The 18,508-nt window shown below is 73.2% G+C and carries 20 protein-coding genes and 1 riboswitch; of the genes, 15 read left to right on the top strand and 5 right to left on the bottom strand.

Features of this window, described 5'->3' with window-relative positions:
- Positions 1–18 precede the first annotated feature (18 nt).
- The 11 genes from DY240_RS07500 to DY240_RS07450 all read left to right on the top strand — a co-directional run bounded on the left by DY240_RS07500 (position 19) and on the right by DY240_RS07450 (position 9,505).
- Positions 19–582, top strand: coding sequence for a hypothetical protein (locus DY240_RS07500; RefSeq protein ID WP_119659327.1), 564 nt, complete (start codon positions 19–21; stop codon positions 580–582).
- Between the two features lie 269 nt (positions 583–851).
- A riboswitch (FMN riboswitch) is annotated at positions 852–995 on the top strand.
- 110 nt (positions 996–1,105) lie between these two features.
- Positions 1,106–2,185 (top strand): bifunctional diaminohydroxyphosphoribosylaminopyrimidine deaminase/5-amino-6-(5-phosphoribosylamino)uracil reductase RibD, encoded by a 1,080-nt coding sequence (ribD, locus tag DY240_RS07495; protein WP_119659326.1) that lies wholly within the window; start codon positions 1,106–1,108, stop codon positions 2,183–2,185.
- A 4-nt stretch (positions 2,186–2,189) separates the two neighbouring features.
- Positions 2,190–2,789, top strand: coding sequence for a riboflavin synthase (locus DY240_RS07490; protein ID WP_119659325.1), 600 nt, complete (start codon positions 2,190–2,192; stop codon positions 2,787–2,789).
- Positions 2,786–4,051: a bifunctional 3,4-dihydroxy-2-butanone-4-phosphate synthase/GTP cyclohydrolase II gene (locus DY240_RS07485; protein ID WP_119659324.1), complete on the top strand. Its 1,266-nt coding sequence runs from the start codon at positions 2,786–2,788 to the stop codon at positions 4,049–4,051. Before DY240_RS07490 ends, DY240_RS07485 begins: the two co-directional genes overlap by 4 nt.
- On the top strand, positions 4,048–4,524 hold the full coding sequence (gene ribH, locus DY240_RS07480; protein WP_119659323.1) for a 6,7-dimethyl-8-ribityllumazine synthase: 477 nt from the start codon (positions 4,048–4,050) through the stop codon (positions 4,522–4,524). Before DY240_RS07485 ends, ribH begins: the two co-directional genes overlap by 4 nt.
- 82 nt (positions 4,525–4,606) lie before the next feature.
- Positions 4,607–4,870 (top strand): phosphoribosyl-ATP diphosphatase, encoded by a 264-nt coding sequence (locus DY240_RS07475; protein ID WP_119659322.1) that lies wholly within the window; start codon positions 4,607–4,609, stop codon positions 4,868–4,870.
- A gap of 11 nt (positions 4,871–4,881) precedes the next feature.
- Entirely contained in the window at positions 4,882–5,733 is an 852-nt protein-coding gene (hisG, locus tag DY240_RS07470; protein WP_119659321.1) for an ATP phosphoribosyltransferase, read from the top strand.
- Positions 5,734–5,826: 93 nt separating this feature from the next.
- Positions 5,827–6,345 carry a SigE family RNA polymerase sigma factor gene (locus DY240_RS07465; protein WP_119659320.1) on the top strand — a complete coding sequence of 173 codons (519 nt, stop codon included), beginning with the start codon at positions 5,827–5,829 and terminating at the stop codon, positions 6,343–6,345.
- Positions 6,345–7,604, top strand: a complete 1,260-nt coding sequence (locus tag DY240_RS07460; protein WP_119659319.1) for a hypothetical protein — start codon at positions 6,345–6,347, stop codon at positions 7,602–7,604. The genes DY240_RS07465 and DY240_RS07460 overlap by 1 nt, the downstream gene beginning before the upstream one ends.
- Positions 7,605–7,679: 75 nt before the next feature.
- Positions 7,680–8,207, top strand: a complete 528-nt coding sequence (locus DY240_RS07455) for a SigE family RNA polymerase sigma factor (protein ID WP_119659318.1) — start codon at positions 7,680–7,682, stop codon at positions 8,205–8,207.
- Positions 8,204–9,505 (top strand): hypothetical protein, encoded by a 1,302-nt coding sequence (locus DY240_RS07450; RefSeq protein ID WP_119659317.1) that lies wholly within the window; start codon positions 8,204–8,206, stop codon positions 9,503–9,505. The genes DY240_RS07455 and DY240_RS07450 overlap by 4 nt, the downstream gene beginning before the upstream one ends.
- Here the strand turns inward: DY240_RS07450 and DY240_RS07445 are convergent.
- The 3 genes from DY240_RS07445 to DY240_RS07435 are packed head-to-tail and all read right to left on the bottom strand — an operon-like array spanning position 9,502 to position 12,222.
- Positions 9,502–10,332 carry an MOSC domain-containing protein gene (locus DY240_RS07445; RefSeq protein ID WP_119659316.1) on the bottom strand — a complete coding sequence of 277 codons (831 nt, stop codon included), beginning with the start codon at positions 10,330–10,332 and terminating at the stop codon, positions 9,502–9,504. The genes DY240_RS07450 and DY240_RS07445 overlap by 4 nt on opposite strands.
- Positions 10,333–10,363: 31 nt before the next feature.
- On the bottom strand, positions 10,364–10,963 hold the full coding sequence (locus DY240_RS07440) for a uridine kinase family protein (RefSeq protein WP_199701021.1): 600 nt from the start codon (positions 10,961–10,963) through the stop codon (positions 10,364–10,366).
- 2 nt (positions 10,964–10,965) lie between these two features.
- A complete protein-coding gene (locus tag DY240_RS07435) occupies positions 10,966–12,222 on the bottom strand; it encodes an amino acid deaminase/aldolase (protein ID WP_407659287.1) in 1,257 nt (418 codons plus the stop codon).
- 140 nt (positions 12,223–12,362) lie between these two features.
- On the opposite strand from DY240_RS07435, the gene DY240_RS07430 reads away from it, so the two are divergent.
- Positions 12,363–12,872, top strand: coding sequence for a SixA phosphatase family protein (locus DY240_RS07430; RefSeq protein ID WP_119659315.1), 510 nt, complete (start codon positions 12,363–12,365; stop codon positions 12,870–12,872).
- Between the two features lie 561 nt (positions 12,873–13,433).
- Here DY240_RS07430 and serB read toward each other — a convergent pair.
- Together serB and DY240_RS07420 are read right to left on the bottom strand one after the other, a co-directional pair.
- Positions 13,434–14,660, bottom strand: a complete 1,227-nt coding sequence (serB, locus tag DY240_RS07425) for a phosphoserine phosphatase SerB (protein ID WP_119659314.1) — start codon at positions 14,658–14,660, stop codon at positions 13,434–13,436.
- A gap of 13 nt (positions 14,661–14,673) precedes the next feature.
- Positions 14,674–15,429 (bottom strand): hypothetical protein, encoded by a 756-nt coding sequence (locus DY240_RS07420; protein WP_119659313.1) that lies wholly within the window; start codon positions 15,427–15,429, stop codon positions 14,674–14,676.
- 161 nt (positions 15,430–15,590) lie between these two features.
- On the opposite strand from DY240_RS07420, the gene DY240_RS07415 reads away from it, so the two are divergent.
- From DY240_RS07415 to DY240_RS07405, 3 genes are all read left to right on the top strand, one after another.
- Positions 15,591–16,403 carry an ABC transporter ATP-binding protein gene (locus DY240_RS07415; protein ID WP_119659312.1) on the top strand — a complete coding sequence of 271 codons (813 nt, stop codon included), beginning with the start codon at positions 15,591–15,593 and terminating at the stop codon, positions 16,401–16,403.
- A 559-nt stretch (positions 16,404–16,962) separates the two neighbouring features.
- The gene (locus tag DY240_RS07410) at positions 16,963–17,430 is read left to right on the top strand and encodes an NfeD family protein (protein WP_119659311.1); all 468 of its coding nucleotides are present in this window, start codon (positions 16,963–16,965) and stop codon (positions 17,428–17,430) included.
- Between the two features lie 61 nt (positions 17,431–17,491).
- On the top strand, positions 17,492–18,508 hold a 1,017-nt coding region (locus tag DY240_RS07405), incomplete at its 3' end, for an SPFH domain-containing protein (protein ID WP_147375227.1).

Raw genomic sequence — 18,508 nt, 5'->3', positions numbered from 1 at the left:
GATCGGCCCGGCGAAGGCATGAAGTGGGTGGCGCCGGTCGATGAGTCGATCCGGATCGATGACCGCGTCTACATCACGGCGGCATGCGCGCTCGAGGACATGAACGCATCGACGGCGCGGGCCACGATGCGTGAGCTGGAGCCTCGACCCGGTCGTCGGTTCCACTGGCACGACCGTAAGCCGGCTGACCGTCTCGCTGCGGTGCAGGCAATCGCACAACTACCGACGCTGCACGTCGTGACCATTGGCGCCCCCATCGACACTCGGCGGCAGGAGCGAGCGCGGCGGCAGTGTCTGGAAGCCTTACTGTTCCACCTCGACGCAGCCGGCGTCGAACAGGTGTGGTTGGAGACCCGCAACGCCACTGCCGACCGACGAGACATCGCCGCTATCGACCGGTTCCGTGCGCGGCAGATCATCGGGCACTCCATCAGGGTCGACCACGCCCGCCCCTCGGCGGAACCCTTGTTGTGGCTGGCCGACGCCGTAGCAGGGGCGGTGAGCGCGGCCGAGGGCGGCGACCCGACATACCGCGCGGTGATCGCCCCGATGCTCACTGAGCACCGCATTCAGCTCGACTGAGCGCCCGAGCGTAGAAAGCGCGGAGCCGAGGTCCCGGTATACCCCGGGGGTCCTCGGCCCACTTCCGACCGCTGCGCAGCGGCCAGCTTCGTTTCTCAGTGTACGCGACCGTCGCCGTCATCTGCCTTCCGCTGGCCCGCGACTGCTCACGATGGGCGGCGGGGAGCTGAAGGGACCCGGTCGGGGAGGCGATGCGGATGTGAGAAGGAACGCAGAGCCAGGCTGGGAATGCGTTTCGCGCTGCGGCGGTTACCCTGTCAAGAGATACGACGCGTGCTCCGGGGTCGGTGAAAGTCCGAACCGGCGGTGACAGTCCGCGACCCGGCCGGCGTCCGCACCAGCGGGCGCTGGACGGTTGACCCGGTGGAATTCCGGGACCGACGGTGAAAGTCCGGATGGGAGGCAGCACGCGCGGCCGTCTCGGCTGGTCGCGCCCGTTGGCGCGCGTCCAACGCCGAGCGCGGCCGTACGTGGCGCACCCGCGTCCGCCCCGGAGCTCGCCCGACGAGGCGAGGAGGGGCCGGTGGCGAGTCCGGCGGAGCTGGCGGCGATGCGCCGCGCCATCGAGCTGTCCCGCAACGGCGCCCTCACCACACCGCCCAATCCCGACGTGGGGTGCGTCATCCTCGATGCCGCCGGCGCGACGGTGGGCGAGGGCTGGCACGAGCGTCCTGGCGGGCCGCACGCCGAGATCACCGCACTGGCCGAGGCCGGCGAGCGGGCGCGCGGCGGCACCGCCGTCGTCACGCTCGAGCCCTGCGACCACACCGGGCGCACCGGACCGTGCACGCAGGCGCTGATCGCGGCCGGGGTCGCCCGGGTGGTGGTAGCTGTCGCCGACCCCAACCCGGTCGCTGCCGGGGGAGCGGCCACCCTGAGCGCGCACGGCGTCGACGTCGAGTCGGGCGTGCTGGCCGACGAGGCGGCCGCCGCCAACGCCCGCTGGCTCACCCCGTTCCGGACGCACCGGCCGTTCGTCGTCTGGAAGTTCGCCGCGACGCTCGACGGGCGCAGCGCGGCCGCCGACGGCACGAGCCGCTGGATCACCGGCGACGAGGCCCGCGCCGACGTGCACCGGCTGCGCGCGGCGGTCGACACCGTCATCGTCGGGTCGGGGACCGTGCGGGCGGACGATCCGCAGCTCACCGCACGGTTGGACGCGGCCGGCGTGGCTCCGGCCGCCGACCGGGCGGTCGAGCAGCCGCTGCGCGTCGTCGTCGACAGCGCGGGGCGGACTCCGGCGACGGCGAGGGTGCGGGACGACGCGGCGCCGACGTGGATCGCGACCGCCGCCGAGGTCGGCGCCGGCCCGGACGGGCGCGTCGACCTGCCGGGACTCCTCACCCGCCTCTACGACGACGGACGCCGCTACGTGCTGCTCGAGGGCGGCCCGACCCTCGCCGGCGCGTTCTGGCGGGCCGGCCTGATCGACCGCGTCGTCGGCTACGTCGCGCCCGCCCTGCTGGGCGCCGGTCCGGCCGCGCTCGCCGACGCCGGCGTGACCACCATCGACGCCGCGATCCGGCTCGACGTCACCGACGTCAAGGCGTTCGGACCCGATCTCCGCATCACCGCAACCCCGCAAGACCACAGGAAGGCGTGAGGCCATGTTCACCGGGATCGTCGAGGAACTGGGCGAGCTCGTCGCCATCGAGGGCGACGCCGACGATGGGCGGCTCACCGTCCGCGGCCCGAAGGTCGCCGAGGACGCCGTGCACGGCGCGTCGATCGCCGTCGACGGCGTCTGCCTGACCGTCACCGCGGTCGACGGCGACACCTTCACCGTCGACGTCATGCGCGAGACGTTCGACCGCAGCACGCTGGCGAAGCTGAGCGTCGGCGACACCGTCAACCTCGAGCGGGCGGTGCGGGCCAGCGACCGGCTCGGCGGGCACATCGTGCAGGGCCACGTCGACGGCGTCGGCACGGTCGTCTCCCGCACGCCGGGCAGCCGCTGGGAGGTCGTCCGCATCGCGGCGCCCACCGGCCTGCTGCGCTACGTCGCGGAGAAGGGATCGATCGCCGTCGACGGTGTGTCGCTGACGGTGTCCGGGCTCGGCGCCGACTGGTTCGAGGTGAGCCTCATCCCGACCACGCTCGAGCTGACCACGCTCGGCCGCCGGCAGCCCGGCGACGGCGTGAACCTGGAGGTCGACGTGGTCGCGAAGTACGTCGAACGGCTGATCGAGACGGGAGCGCGCGCATGACCGTGCAGTTGGACAGCGTGGAACGGGCCATCGCCGACATCGCGGCCGGCAAGGCCGTCGTGGTGGTCGACGACGAGGACAGAGAGAACGAGGGCGACCTGATCTTCGCCGCCTCCAAGGCCACGCCGGAGCTGATGGGGTTCACCATCCGGCACACGTCCGGCGTCATCTGCGTCCCGATGCTGGGCAGCGAGCTGGACCGCCTCGACCTGCCGCCCATGACGACGGTGAACGAGGACCGCAAGGGCACCGCGTTCGCCGTCTCCGTCGACGCCCGTCACGGCATCACCACCGGCATCTCGGCCGCCGAGCGCGCCCACACCGCGCGCGTGCTGGCCGACTCCGCGACCGAGCCGTACGAGCTCAGCCGGCCCGGTCACGTGTTCCCGCTCCGGGCCCGGGAGGGCGGCGTGCTGACGCGCCCGGGTCACACCGAGGCCGCGGTCGACCTCGCCCGGCTGGCCGGTCTGTCGCCCGCGGGCGTCCTGTGCGAGATCGTCCACGACGACGGCTCGATGATGCGGGCGCCGGCGCTGCGCGAGTTCGCCGACGAGCACGGGCTGGCGATGATCTCCATCGCCGACCTCATCCGTTACCGCCGGCGCACCGAGCGCCAGGTGAAGCGCGTCGCGACGACCCGGCTGCCCACCGCGCACGGCACGTTCACGGCGCACGCCTACCGCGACATCCTCGACGGCAGCGAGCACGTCGCCCTCGTCATGGGCGACGTGAGCGCCGACGCGGCCGGCGACGACGCCGTCCTCGTGCGCTTGCACTCCGAGTGCCTGACGGGCGACGCGTTCGGCTCGCTGCGCTGCGACTGCGGCCCGCAGCTGCGAGCGGCGCTGGACCTGGTGGCCGGCGCGGGCCGCGGCGTGGTCGTGTACCTGCGCGGGCACGAGGGCCGCGGCATCGGCCTCGCGCACAAGCTGCAGGCGTACGAGCTGCAGGACGGCGGACTGGACACCGTCGACGCCAACGTCGAGCTGGGCCTGCCCGCCGACGCCCGCGACTACGGCACGGGCGCGCAGATCCTGGCCGACCTCGGCGTGCGCACCCTCGCCCTGATGACGAACAACCCCGCGAAGCTGACCGGCGTCGAGGGGTACGGCCTGAAGCTCGCCGAACGGGTCGCGCTGCCGGTCGCCGTCACCCCCGAGAACCTGCGGTACCTGACGACGAAGCGGGACCGCCTGGGGCACGATCTGCGCGATCTGCCAGTCTCTGAGGAACCCGCCGAACGAGAGGACACCGGACGATGAGTGGTCAGGGCGCGCCCGAGCTGCAGGTGGGCAAGGTGGGCGACCTCCGGGTCGCGGTTGTCGCGTCGCTGTGGCATCAGCAGGTCATGGACGGCCTGATCGCGGGGGCGCAGCGGGCGCTGGAGGAGGCCGGCGTGCCCGATCCGCTGATCCTGCGGGTGCCGGGCTCGTTCGAGCTGCCGGTCGCCGCGGCGCGGCTGGCCCGGGCCAACTATGAGGCGGTCGTCGCGCTCGGCGTCGTCGTCCGGGGCGAGACGCCGCACTTCGACTACGTCTGCCAGGCGGCCACCGACGGCCTGACCCGCGTCGCCGTCGACACCGGCGTCCCGGTCGGCTTCGGGGTGCTGACCTGCGACGACGAGGAGCAGGCGCTGGCCCGCGCGGGCCTGCCTGGGTCCAAGGAGGACAAGGGCTACGAGGCGACCCAGGCGGCGCTGGCCACCGTCGTCGCACTGCGCAACTGCTACGCGTAGACCGGGGCGGTCACGGGCCGGCGTGTCCGGCCCGTGAACCGGCGCGCCGTCGGGTGGCAGGGTTTCCGTACCCTTGTGCGACGTGAAGAGTTTCGATGACCTCTGGGTCGAGCTGTCCGCGAAGGTGGAGTCCGGCGAGGCCGGCTCCGGCACCGTCGAGGCGGTCCGCCATGGGGTCCATCACGTCGGCAAGAAGGTCGTGGAAGAGGCCGCCGAAGCATGGATGGCGGCCGAGCACGAGAGCACCGAGCGGGCGGCCGAGGAGATCTCGCAGCTGCTCTACCACGTCCAGGTGCTCATGCTCGCCCGCGGCATCAGCCTCGCCGACGTCTACCGGAAACTCTGAAAGGCTCCCCGATGACCCTACGCATCGCCGTGCCCAACAAGGGCTCGCTGTCCGGCCCCGCCGCTGAGATGATGCGCGAGGCCGGCTATCGGCAGCGCGCCGACGGCGGCCGCGAGCTCGTGCTGCGCGACCCCGACAACGACGTCGAGTTCTTCTACCTCCGCCCCCGCGACATCGCGGTCTACGTCGGCGCCGGGACGGTCGACGCCGGCATCACCGGCCGCGACCTGCTGCTCGACTCCGGCGCGTCGGCCGAGGAGCTGCTGGCGCTCGGCTTCGGCGGCTCGACGTTCCGCTTCGCCGCGCGTCCCGGCACCGCCGAGAAGTTGTCCGACTTCGCCGGGCTGCGCGTCGCCACGTCCTACGCCGGCCTGCTCCGCGACTACCTCGCCGAACGCGGCGTCGACGCGTCGGTGGTACGACTCGACGGCGCCGTCGAGACCGCCGTCCAGCTGGGCGTCGCCGACGTCATCGCCGACGTCGTCGAGACCGGGACGACGCTGCGCCAGGCCGGCCTCGAGATCGTCGGCGACCCGATCCTGCGCTCCGAGGCGGTGCTCATCGCCCGCGCCGACGGCGAGCGTCCGGCCGGCATCGACCTGCTGCTGCGCCGCCTCAACGGCGTCATGGTCGCTCGCGGCTACGTGATGATGGACTACGACATCCGCGCCGACCGCGTCGACGAGGCCAGCGCACTCACCCCGGGCCTGGAGTCGCCGACGGTGTCGCCGCTGCACCGCGAGGGCTGGGTCGCCGTCCGGGCCATGGTGCCGCGCGCCGAGGCGCAGCGCGTCATGGACGACCTGTGGGATGTCGGCGCCCGCGCCATCCTCGTCACCGAGATCCTGGCCTGCCGCATCTGAGCCGTCTCCGCGATGCGGTGATGCAACCCGCGACCGCTGCCGTTCCGTGCACGAGGTGAGGGCCCTCACCCGGAACGGCAGCGGAGGCGGTTGATGCAGGCGACGGACGAGACGTCATTCAAGGAGTTCGTCGGCGCCCGAAGACGTGCGCTGCTGCGAACGGCCTTCCTGATGACGGGCGACTGGCACGCCGCGGAAGACCTGGTCCAGGAGACGCTGACGAAGCTGTACGTGTCGTGGCGGCGGGTGCGCCGTCACGACGACGTGCTCGCCTACGCCCGGCGCATCCTCGTCAACGCCCACATCGACGGCACGCGGCGCCCGTGGCGCCGGGAGCAGGCGGTCGAGGCGATCCCGGACGCCGTCGGCGCCGGCGACCCGGCGGAGTCGGACCTCCACACCAGGGACCGGCTGCTGGCCGCCCTCGCGACCGTCCCGCCGCGGCAACGAGCCACGCTCGTGCTCCGGTTCTGGGAGGACCTGTCGATCGAGCAGGTGGCCGACCTCATGAACTGCAGTTCCGGCAACGTCAAGAGCCAGACGGCGCGAGGCCTCGAACGGCTGCGCGACGTACTCGGCCCGGAGGCATTCGTGGAACTGAGGGACGCATGATGACTGAGCCCACACTCAAGGACCTGTTCCAGCGGACCCTCACCGGTGAGCCGGTCCGCCCGGTCGTCGCCGAGGAGGACGTCGCCCGCGGCAAGGCCCGCCAGCAGCGCATGCGGCGCAACCGCGTGGCCGGCGGGGTAGCGCTGCTGGCCGTGGCCGGCGTGGGCGCGGCCGTGCTCCCGGCCGTCGTCGGCGACGACCGCGGCAACGTGCCGGCCGCCGACGCCGGCGACCCGGACGGCGGCGACTACCCGCCCCAGGTCGGCGACGACCCGGTGAAGCAGCGCATGTGGGACGCGATCGTGGCCGCACTGCCGGCCGACGTCGAGGTCGTCGAGTTCGACGATCCCGCCTTCCCGGTCGTCCCCGAGGCCGGTCCGAGCATCGACGTGCTGCTGACGCGCGCCGACAGCGGGGCGGCCTACTCCATGGGCGTCTCGCTCGAGCCGACCCGCACCGACCTGCCCGAATACCGCCCTTGCACCGAGCCGGGCCTGCTCGAGGGCACCATGAGCCAGTGGCAGAACTGCGAGGAGGGCCGCGACGACGACGGCGTCTACCGGGCCGCCGGCGACCTGGTCGATCTCAGCGCGTCGGTCGTGCTCGCCGAGAACGACGACACCTCCGTCACCGTGCGCTGGAGCACCCGTCCGCAGCCCCTGCCCGGTTCGGACTTGCCGGCGTCTGGACAGGGCGCCCAGCCCATCGATCCGGCGCTGGACCGCGCCGCGGGCGCGGCGATCGGTGACGCGGTGCTCGAGGCGGCCGCCGGCCTGGACCCGGCCGGCCTCACCAGCGGCGTCCGCCTCGACGACGTCGTCGCCGCCTGGCCCGAGCTGCGAGGGGTGCTGGAGGAGGCCGTCGGCGCCGAGCTGACGCCGGTGGGCGGCGACGATCCGGCCGTCGACGTGCAGGATGCCGAGCATCAGGTGGGCACGATCTCGGCCGAGTACACGACCGACGACGGTCTCGAGGTGGAGCTGTGGTTCTGGCAGCGTCCGCGGGCGTCCGAGCCGATGTGCGTCGAGCAGATCATGCAGTGTTCGTCGATCACCGGCGGGCAGGAGCTGCTGGGGCCGCCGGAGGCCGGCGGCAGCGGAGAGTCCGGAGTCGCGGTGGGGCTGCGCGGCGACACCTGGATTCGCGTCAGCACCGAGGATCCGGGCGACGAACGTCCGGGGACCGTCACCGGGGGCGTGCTTCAGCCGCTGGACGAGGTGCTGTCACCGCTCGTGCGGTCGCCGGCCGGGGGCGGCTGACGTCTGTGCAACCCGGAACGCCTCCGTTACCGTCCAAGGGGTGACGGGGGCGGTCCGGGGCGGGGGAGGCGGTGCATGGCGGCGATCGACGAGGCGTCGTACCGGGAGTTCGTGTCGGTACGACGCCGTGGTCTGCTGCGCACGGCGTACCTGCTGACCGGTGACTGGCACGCCGCCGAGGACCTCGTCCAGGACACGCTGACCAAGCTCTACCTCGGCTGGCGCCGGGTCCGCCGCCGCGAGGACGCGCCGTCCTACGCCCGCCGCACCATGCTCAACGCCTATGTCGACAGCACCCGGCGTCCCTGGCGGCGCGAGTACGTCGTCGCCGCCGTACCGGACCGGATGGGCGACGGCGACCCCGCCGACGCCGGCGACCCGGACACGCGGACGCGGCTGATGAGGGCCCTCGCCGGTGTGCCGCCGAAGCAGCGCGCGGTGCTCGTGCTGCGGTTCTGGGAGGACCTCTCGGTCGAGCAGGTGGCCGAGCTGCTCGACTGCAGCACCGGCAACGTCAAGAGCCAGACGGCGCGCGGCCTGGAGCGGCTGCGTGAGGTCCTCGGCCCGGCGCAGCTCGCCTCCATCCGGGGGGAGGTGCGATGACCGCCGACGACCTGAGGGACCTGTTCGCGCAGGCCCTGCTGGACGAGCCGGACCGCATCGTGTCGGCCGACGAGGACATCGCCCGCGGCCGCGCCGTCCGCTCCCGCCGGCGCCGCACCCGGCTGGCCGCCGGCGTCCTGGCGGTGCTCGCGGCGGGCTCGCTGGGCCTCGTGGTCCCGGACGCGTTCGACGACCTGCGGGAACCTGGCGTCGAGGCGGCGGCACCCAGGTACGACCAGCTCCCGCCGTTCGTACCGGAGCCCGGCCTGCGGTTCCAGGCTCAGACCACCGCCGACAGCCCGGCAGACGACGCGAGCCGCGAGGAGTCCGCCGCCTTGTCGTCCGCCGAAGGCACCTCGCCGGCGGGCATGCTCACGGCGGTCGAGCGCGCTCTGCCCGGCGATGTCGAGTTCGCGGACGGGGCTGCCGGGCAGTTCGTCGGCCGGCATCGCGTGGCCTTCTCCGTCGAGCGTGACGGGAAACCGTTCACGCTCCGCGTGTGGTGGCAGACCGGGGCCTGGCAGCCCTGGCTGTTCCGGCCGTGCACCGAGGCGGTCGCCGCGTTCGACCGGACGGCGGTCTGGGACGACTGCACCCAGGTCGGCGGTCCGGAGACGTTGCAGTGGCGGGTGCTCGGCTCGCCGGACCCGCAGCGCCGAGTTCTCGCCATCGACGACACGATCGCGGCGGTGACGGTCCTGTGGGAGACCGCGGAGGACGAGCCGGCGACGCGGCCTCGCGACGTCCTGAGCGACGACGAGGCGGACCGCATCGCCCAGGCGACGTGGGACGTTGCCGAGGACTCGATCATGCGCCTCAACGGAACCGGCGTCCCCGCGAGCGCCGAGATCTGGAGCGGCTTCGGGATGGGGTACGTCGACGAGTCGTGGGCGAACGTCGAGGCGGCGTTGACCAGAGTCCTCGGCCCGGTGTCCCGCGTGCGGAAGGAAGGGTTCCAGCCGAGCGAACTGAACAGGGCGGCCGACCCCTCCCAGTGGCCGCAGGCCGTCACCGCGTCGTACCGCACGGCCACCGGCGGGACGGTGGACCTCGCGATCTGGGACGCCGGGGCGGTCTACGGCGCGCTGTGCACGGATCTGCTCGCTTGCGACGTGTGGCCGGGCAGCCGCGACTACTTCAGGCCCCTGCTGATGTCGCCCGCCGACGCGATGGGCGGAACGGCGCTGGGTGACCAGGGGCAGGCGTTCCTGGTCCTGGACGGCTTCGACGGCGACGCGGCGGCGCTGCACCGGGCCGCCATGGAGGCCGTCTTCTCGGTGCTGCCGGACCCGTCCTAGCCGGCGGTGATCTCGACGTCGTCGCCGACGGCGATGCGGCCGGTGCCGTCGGGGACGAGGTTCATGCCGAACCACACCTTGCCGTCCCAGCGGCGGTGCCGGGCCAGGGTGCGCAGCGGCTCCTTGCCGCGCGCCTGGGTGTCGGGGTCGATGGTCGTGAGCACGCAGCGGTCGCACAGCTTGACGGCGCGGAACGGGACGTCGCCGATGCGCAGCCGGCACCAGGTGTCCTCGGCGAACGGGTCGGCGTTGTCGACGACGACGCTGGGACGGAACCGGCGCATCGGGAGCGGCTCGGCCGGCGGCTCCTCGCCGCGCAGCAGCGCCTCCTCGACGACCCAGTCGTTGAGCCGGGCGAGCGACCCGGTGGTGGTGAGCAGCAGCGGGTAGGCGTCGGCGAACGAGACGCGGTCGGCGGGCAGGCCGTAGGCGGGGTTGACGGGCCGCCGGGTGGGGTCGTCGAGCCAGACCAGGCGGACGTCCTCGTCGAGCAGCTTGGCGAACCAGGCGTCGGCGGCGGCGCCGGCGCGGACGGCGTCGAGGGTGTTCTTCCAGATCTGCACCGGGACGTACTCGCGCGACGCCGTGCCGTCGACGTCGAGGGCGGCGGCGTGCGGGCCCTCCAGGCGGATGCGGCCGCGGCCCAGCGGCGTCACCGTCACGCCCAGCAGCGCCGGCCGGACCCGCGCGGTGACGACGTAGCCGGCGTCGTCGACGACCATCCAGCGGCGGTCGTCGGCGAGGCCCCAGGGCTCGACCTCGGCCTCCGGACGCGGCAGGCCCCGGGTCGACTTGACGGGGTAAATCGTGAGATCGACGACACGCACGGCACCAAGTTAGCCGAGAACGGCTCCGACCTCAGAGTCCAGTGACGGCGACCACCTCGCGCGACGGGTCGTGCGGGACCGGCGACGCGGTGTCGATGCGCACGTCCGCCCGTTCGCGGGTGCGCTCGGCGGCGAAGAGGGCCGCCTCCTGGCGCGCCCAGCGCTCCCAGTACGGCCGGAACGCGTCGCCGTCGCGCTCGAAGCCGCGGGCCATGCGCACGTCGTGCGGCGCCTCGACCCACAGCAGCAGCGCGAGGTACGGCGCCCCGGGCGTGGAGCCGCTGCCGCAGCCCTCGACGACGAGCACGGGCGCGGGCGGGACGTCGACCCAGCCGGCCCAGCGGTCCGCGTGCCAGTCCCACCGGCGGTACCGGGCGGGCCGGCCCGCGGCGAGCGGCTCGAGCACCTCGGCGGCGACGGCGGCAGCGGCCCGCGCGAGCCCGTCCCAGCCGGGGTAGAGGTCGTCCATGTGCACGACCGGCGCGTCGTCCAGCCGTGATGCGAGCCGCGCGGCCAGCGTCGTCTTGCCGGACCCGGCCGGGCCGTCGACGGCGACCACCGTCGTCGAGCCGGCGCGCGGCGCCAGCCCCCGGATCCGCCCGGCCAAGGCGTCGTAGGAGAGAACGGGCACGGTTACAGGAACGTCTTGCCGTCCCCGCGGTAGGTGGCGATGGTGTCGACCAGCCGTTCGCCGCGCACCAGGTAGTACTGGTCGAACCGCTCGGCCAGCTCGCCGGCCTTGGCGTGCCGGAACCAGACGCGGTCGCCGATGGCGAGGTCGTCGGCGGGGGAGCCGAGCAGCGGGGTCTGCGCCTCGCCGGCGCCCTCGTCCTTGTCCAGCGTCAGGCCCTCGGGCAGCCACGGGACCGGCAGGCGGTCGTCGCCGGCCGCGCCGCTGGCGATGTAGCCGCCGCCGGCGACGGTGACGATGCCCGGGCCGGGCCGGCGCACCACCGGCACCGCGAAGAACGCCGCCGGGCGCGGGGAGAAGCTCGTGTAGCCGTCGAACAGCCGCGGCGCCAGCAGCCCGGACCCGGCCGTCACCTCGGTGATCGACACGTCGGACACCGTGCGCTCGACCGAGCCGCTGCCGCCGCCGTTGACGAACTCGAGGTCGGCGATCTTCCGGACCGCCTCGACGGCGGCGATGCGCCGCTCGGACAGCTCCGCCCACGACCGCTTCTGCATGGAGCGCACCATGCGCCCGCGCCAGCTCCGTCCGGGCGGGGCGTCCTGCACGCCGGCGATCTGCGACTCGTAACCCATGACGCCGACCAGCCGGAACCCCGGCCGCGACTGCACCGCGTGCGCCAGCCGGAGGAGGTCGTCGACCGTGTGCAGCGGCGACCGCTTCGCACCGACCCGCATGCGTCCGCCCAGCGGCCGCCACGACAGGTCGAGCTCGAGGCAGACCCGGATCTCGACCCGCCCGTCGGACGGCGCGACCGCGTCGACGAGGTCGAGCTGAGCGACGTCGTCGACCATCAGCGTGATGCCGGCGGCCACTTCCTCGTCGCCGGCCAGGCGGGCCAGGCCGCGGCGGTCGGCGGTGGGGTAGCCGACGACGACGTCGGAGCTCAGCTTGGTGCCCACGAGCCAGAGCGCCTCGGACAGCGTCAGGGCCAGCACACCGTGGAAGCCGTCGCGCCCCAGCACGTCGCGCAGCAGTGCCCGGCTGCGCAGCGACTTGCTGGCGACGCGGATCGGCTTGCCCGCCGCGCGCCGGACGAGGTCGGCCGCGTTGACGTCCCACGCCTCCATGTCGATGGCGGCGAGCGGCGCCTCGAAGCCGGCCGTCGCGGTGTTGAGCCGGTGCCGCAGGTCCGCGCGGGAGCTGGCGACCGGCGGAACCGGGTCGGGAGCGGCGGGCGGCGGCGGGACGGCGGGCACGGCGGCGTCGGCATCGGGCACGGTGATCTCCACAGCGAATCCTTACCAGATCGGGACGATCGTGGCCATGGTGCCATCGCGGGCGAGCTGCCGACGACCCCATCCGGGTGCAAGGTACTAGAGGGCCTAGTGTTGCGTGGATGGCGAGGACCCTCGTGATCATCCGGCACGCCAAGGCAGAGCACGTGGAGGGCCGCGACGACCACGGCCGCGCCCTGGCCGGCCAGGGCCGGCGCGACGCACCGGTCATCGGCCGCTGGCTGAGCTCCCAGGACGTCTCCGTGCAGGTGGCCGTCGTGTCGAGCGCTCGGCGGACGCAGGAGACGTACCGCCTGCTGGCCGCCGAACTGCCGGGCGCGCCCGACCCGGTGGTCACCGACGACGTCTACTACGCCTCGGCCGGCGACCTGCTCGAGATCGTCCGGGCGCTGCCGCCGGAGGCGACGTCGGCGGCGATCGTCGGGCACAACCCGGGCATCGGCATGCTCGCCAACGCCCTGGACGACGGCGCGTCGGCGGTCGAAGGCACCGAGCGCATGCGGGCCGGCTTCCCGACGTCGTCGGTGGCGGTGTTCTCGGTGGACGGCGACTGGGCGACGATCGACCCGGGCGGTGCGCGGTTGGTCGGGTACACGGTTGCCCGGGGGTGAGGGTTCGCCTTGGTCGTTGCGTTGGGCCGTCCCCCTGCTGCCCGATTGTCTTGGCCGCGGGCGCGCGCCTCAAGCGGACTATTGGGCGCTTCGCGCCGGCGATGACCGCTTGACCCGCCCGCCCGCGGCTCAGAACGGGCAGCTATCAGGGGGACGGGGGAGTGTGGCGACGGCTACCGGGCCGTTGGCCCCGTCACGGTGTGACGTTGGTGTCGTTCAGCGTCCGCCTGGTGAGATTTCGCCGTGATTCGCGGGGCATCACGAGGATTCCCCCAGCGTCAACACCCGTACAGGCATGGTGAAGCTCACGTAATCCTCGTGATGTCGGCGATCGCCGATGATCATCGCTGTCCACAGCCCGACAAAGCGCGCGAAACGGGCACGGCCAGCGTGAGGCGTGCCCAGATCCTCCCCGTCCCCCTGATAGCTGCCCGTTCTTGGCCGCGGAGCCGCGGGTCAAGTCCGCCCGTCGTCGCGAAGCGACTCCATGGCGGACTTGAGGCGCGGGTTCGCGGCAAGAGAATGGGGCAGCAGGGGGACGGGGAGCCCCCCGGCGCACGATCAGCGTACGGGCGGGGCGGGCGTGGGGGTGCCGTCGGCGGCGTCGGCGGCCTCGATGTCGTCGCGGCTGATGCCGAGCAGGTAGAGGATCGCGTCGAGGTACGGGACGTTGACGGCGGTGTCGGCGGCGCTGCGGACGATCGGCTTGGCGTTGAACGCGACGCCCAGGCCGGCGGCGGCGATCATGTCGAGGTCGTTGGCGCCGTCGCCGACAGCGATGGTCTGCGACAGCGGGATGCCCTCGGCCGCGGCGAACCGGGCCAGCGCCGCCGCCTTGCCGGGGCGGTCGAGGATCGGCCCGACCAGCCCGCCGGTCAGCACGCCGTCGGCGATCTCGAGGGTGTTGGCGGCAGAGTAGTCGATGCCGAGCTCGTCAGCCAGCGGGTCGGTGATCTGCGAGAACCCGCCACTGACGATCGCGCACTTGTAGTCGAGCCGCTTCAGCGTGCGCACCAGCGTCCGCGCCCCGGGGGTCAGCCGCACGGCGGCACGCACCTCGGCGACGGCGGACTCGGGCAGCCCGGCGAGCAGCCGGACCCGCTCGCGCAGCGAGGCCGCGAAGTCCAGCTCGCCGCGCATGGCCCGCTCGGTGACGGACGCGACCTGGTCGAGCTTTCCGGCCTTCTCGGCCAGCATCTCGATGACCTCGCCCTGCACGAGGGTGGAGTCGACGTCCATGACGACCAGCCGCTTGGCCCGGCGCAGCAGCCCGGACGGCTGGACGGCGACGTCGACGCCCTCGGCGAGCGCGACGGCGGCGACGTCGGCCCGCAGCCGGGCGGGGTCGGCGCCGGACACCTCGAACTCGATCGACGTGACGGGGTACGAGGCCAGCCGGACGATGCGGTCGATGTTCGCGCCCGCCTTCGCGACGGCGTCGGTGAGCGCGGCCACGGCACCGGGCCGCAGCGGGAAGCCGAGGACGGTGATGTGCGCGCGCCCCGGCGGGCGGCGGCGATCGCCGTGACCGGCTGAGACCTCGATCTCGATGTCGAGCAGGCCGGCGAGGTCGGCCAGGGTGCGGCGCAGGGCGGCCTCGTCAGCCGACGCCGGATTCAGCAGCACCGCCAGCACGAGGCGGCCGCGCACGGTCACCTGCTCGACGTCGAGCACCTCGACGTCGTGGCTGGACAGGGCCGCGAACAGCTGCGCGGTCAGGCCCGGCCGGTCACGCCCGGTGAGGGTGACCAGCAGGGTGGTGGCGGGGGGTTCCGGTGGCAGGCTCATCGCACGCCACAAGCTATCGTGCGGCCAGCGCGTTGCACGCGGCGGCCAGGGCCGACCGGGACGCGCGCTCCAGCGGCGTCAGCGCCGCCCGCCGCGAGGTCGCCTCCGTCACCGTCACCGCGCCGCCGTCGTCGCCGAGGGCGAACCGCACGACGGCCAGCAGCCGGGCCGCGCGCGCCGCCACGGCCTGCGCCTGCGGCGGGAAGGCACGCGGGAGCGGGTCGGACTCGCGGTTGGCGCGGATGTCGTCGAGCAGCGCCGCCACCTCGGGCCGCCACGACGGGACGTCGAGGTCGGTGAGGATCGACCCGGCCGCCAGCAGCGCCGTCGTCAGCTCGCGGTCGGCGTCGGCCAGCGACGGGCCGGGCGGCGCCGGCTGCGCGGGACGGACCATCCACGTGACCAGGTGACCCTGGTCGCCCGGCGGGCCGAAGGTCCGAACGTCGGGCACCAGCGCGTACGGTGCGCCGTCGGCGAGGACGGCCTCGCCCGCGTCGACCGCGTCGCCGTTGAGATCGGCCGGCCCGCCCAGGCCGCTGGGGTCGCCCGGCGCCGGCAGCGCGACCCGGAACGCCGTGGCGCCGGCGCCGCGCAGCGCCAGCAGCGCCTCGGACAAGCCGGTGGTCATGGCGCTGCCGGGGACGTCGACGGCGTCGTGCGGCTCGTCGTCGGCGCGGACGCGGTCGACGACGTCGTCGAGGCTCGCCTCGTTCCGCAACCAGGCCGTGCCCCACGCGGCGAGGCGGGCGGAGCGGGGGAGGGTGACCATGACCTCAGAGCCTACGACCCGCGCCAGAACCGATGCGGGCCGCGAGGTCCCGAGCGGCGGTGAGTCCTCCGAGGGAGGGGGCGGATAGAGTCGGGCGGGGGTTCCGGCGCGAGCAGCGTCAGGGGCCTCGTTCGTCTGTGTCGAGGGAGCCGGTCCACGCGATGTCCGAAGTGCTGGAACTTGCCGACGTCACGCTCGTGCGCTCGGGCAGTCGCCTGCTCGACGAGGTCACCTGGGCGGTGGCCGACGGCGAGCGCTGGGTGATCCTCGGGCCCAACGGCGCCGGCAAGACGACACTGCTGCAGATCGCGGCCGCCCAGATGCACCCGACCAGCGGCTACGCCGCCGTGCTCGGCGAGATGATGGGCGCCGTCGACGTGTTCGAGCTGCGGCCGCGCATCGGCATCACCAGCGCCGCGCTGGCCGAGCGGATCCCGCGGCAGGAGTCGGTCCTCGACGTCGTGCGCACGGCCGCCTACGGCGTGGTCGGCCGGTGGCGGGAGTCGTATGAGAACCTCGACGACGAGCGCGCCCGCTGGCTGCTCGACCGCATGGGCATCGGGCACCTCGCCGGCCGCACGTTCGGCACGCTGTCCGAGGGCGAGCGCAAGCGCACCCAGCTGGCCCGCGCACTGATGGCCGACCCCGAGCTGCTGCTGCTCGACGAGCCGACGGCGGGTCTCGACCTCGGCGGCCGCGAGACGCTGGTCGCGACGCTCGGCGAGATCGCCGCCGACCCCGCCTCGCCGGCCACCGTCCTCGTCACCCACCACGTCGAGGAGATCCCGCCCGGGTTCACCCACGCCCTGCTGCTGTCCGGCGGCCGGGTGGTGGCCGAGGGTCCGATCGGCGAGACGCTCACCGACGAGTACCTGAGCACCGCGTTCGGCCTTCCGCTGCGCGTCCGGCACGAGGACGGACGGTGGTCCGCGCGGGCCGTCGCTGGGGCGCGCGACGCCGTCTCCGCGTCTTAGGTTGGCTCCGTCCCTGCGTTGGCTCCGTCCCCCTGCTGCGTTGGCTCCGTCCCCCTGCTGCCCGATTGTCTTGGCCGCGGGCGCGCGCCTCAAGTCCGCGCGCGTTGTGGTGGGGCTTCGCTGTGGTTGGGGCGCTTGGACTTGACCCGCGCGCCCGCGGCTCAGAACGGGCAGCTATCAGGGGGACGGGGAAAGTGCGGCGACGGTCGCCTCGGTCGTCGGCCCCGTTACGGTGTGGCGTTGGTGTCGCTCAGCGTCCACCTGGTGAGATTTCGCCGTGATTCGGGAGACATCACGAGGATTACCCCAGCGTCAACACCCCTACAGGCATGGTGAAGCTCGCGTAATCCTCGTGATGTAGACGATCCTGGATGATCATCGTCGTCCACAGCCCGACAAAGCAGGGCGAAACGGGTACGCCAAGCGTGAGGTGTGCCCGCTCTGCCCCGGTCCCCCTGATAGCTGGCCAAGAGAATGGGCAGCAGGGGGACGGCAACCGTGGCTACGCCGGCCGGTCGCGGGCGCGCGCGACGCCGTCGCCGCACCCTAGACTGAGACCATGCAGGACTTCCTGGACTGGCTCGGCGACCACGAGTGGGTCGCCTGGCTGGGGCTGGCGTTCGTCCTCGGCATCGTCGAGACCACCACGCTCGACCTCATCTTCCTCATGCTGGCCGGCGGCGCGCTCGCCGGCGCGCTGACGGCGGCCGTCGGCGTCGACGCGCTGTGGCTGCAGCTGCTGGTCGCCGTCGTCGTCAGCGTCGGGCTGCTCGGGTTCGTCCGGCCGGTCGCCAAGCGGCACATGCGCACCAGCGCCAGCACCCGCACCGGCGCCGCCGCGCTGGTCGGCCGCAGGGGCGTCGTCGTCGAGACGGTCGACTCCGAGCGCGGCCTCATCAAGCTGGCCGGTGAGATCTGGACCGCCCGTAGTTACGACGGCACCTCCGTCATCGAGGCCGGCCGCGACGTCGACGTCATCGAGATTCAGGGCGCGACGGCGCTGGTGTTCGACGCCGACCCGCGCTGAGCCGCTCACTGATAGGTTGTCGCAGACTCGCCTGGCCCTCACGACGCAGCGGAAGGTCTTCATGGAAGCCGGTCAGATATTCGTCCTCCTCGTGGTCATCCTCCTGGCCATCTTCGTGCTGGTGACGCTGGCCAAGTCGGTGCGCATCGTGCCGCAGGCGCGGGCCGGCATCGTCGAGCGGCTGGGCCGGTACCAGCGCACGCTCGACCCCGGCCTGACGGTGGTCGTGCCGTTCATCGACCGCGTGCTGCCGCTGCTGGACCTGCGTGAGCAGGTCGTGTCGTTCCCGCCGCAGCCGGTGATCACCCAGGACAACCTGGTCGTGTCCATCGACACCGTCATCTACTACCAGGTGAACGACCCCAAGGCGGCGACCTATGAGATCGCCAACTACATCCAGGGCATCGAGCAGCTGACCGTCACCACGCTGCGTAACGTCATCGGTGGCATGGACCTCGAGCGCACGCTGACCAGCCGCGAGGAGATCAACAACGCGCTGCGCGGCGTCCTCGACGACGCCACCGGCAAGTGGGGCATCCGGGTGAACCGCGTCGAGCTGAAGGCCATCGACCCGCCGCCGTCCATCCAGGACTCCATGGAGAAGCAGATGCGCGCCGACCGCGACAAGCGCGCGGCGATCCTCAACGCCGAAGGTGTGCGGCAGTCGCAGATCCTCACCGCCGAGGGCCAGAAGCAGTCGGCGATCCTCACCGCCGAGGGCGACAAGCAGTCGGCCATTCTGCGCGCCGAGGCGGACAAGCAGGCGCAGATCCTGCGCGCCGACGGTGAGGCGAAGGCCATCGGCGCCGTGTTCGACGCCATCCACCGCGGCAACCCCGACCAGAAGCTGCTTGCCTACCAGTATCTGCAGATGATGCCCGAGATCGCGAAGGGCGACTCCAACAAGGTCTGGATCGTGCCCAGCGAGTTCAGCAAGGCGCTGGAGGGCCTCGGGCAGGCGGTCGGCCGGTTCGGCGCGGGCCTGGCCCCGGGCGCCATCCCGGCCGACGACACCGCCGCCGAGGAGGTCGAGGCCGCCGCCCAGCAGGCCGCCGCCGAGGGCGAGGCTGCCGCCGCC

The sequence above is a fragment of the Jiangella rhizosphaerae genome (assembly GCF_003579925.1).
GTDB lineage: Bacteria > Actinomycetota > Actinomycetes > Jiangellales > Jiangellaceae > Jiangella > Jiangella rhizosphaerae.
The sequence above is the reverse complement of the archived record's forward strand: the minus strand, read 5'-3'. Positions and strand labels throughout refer to the sequence as shown.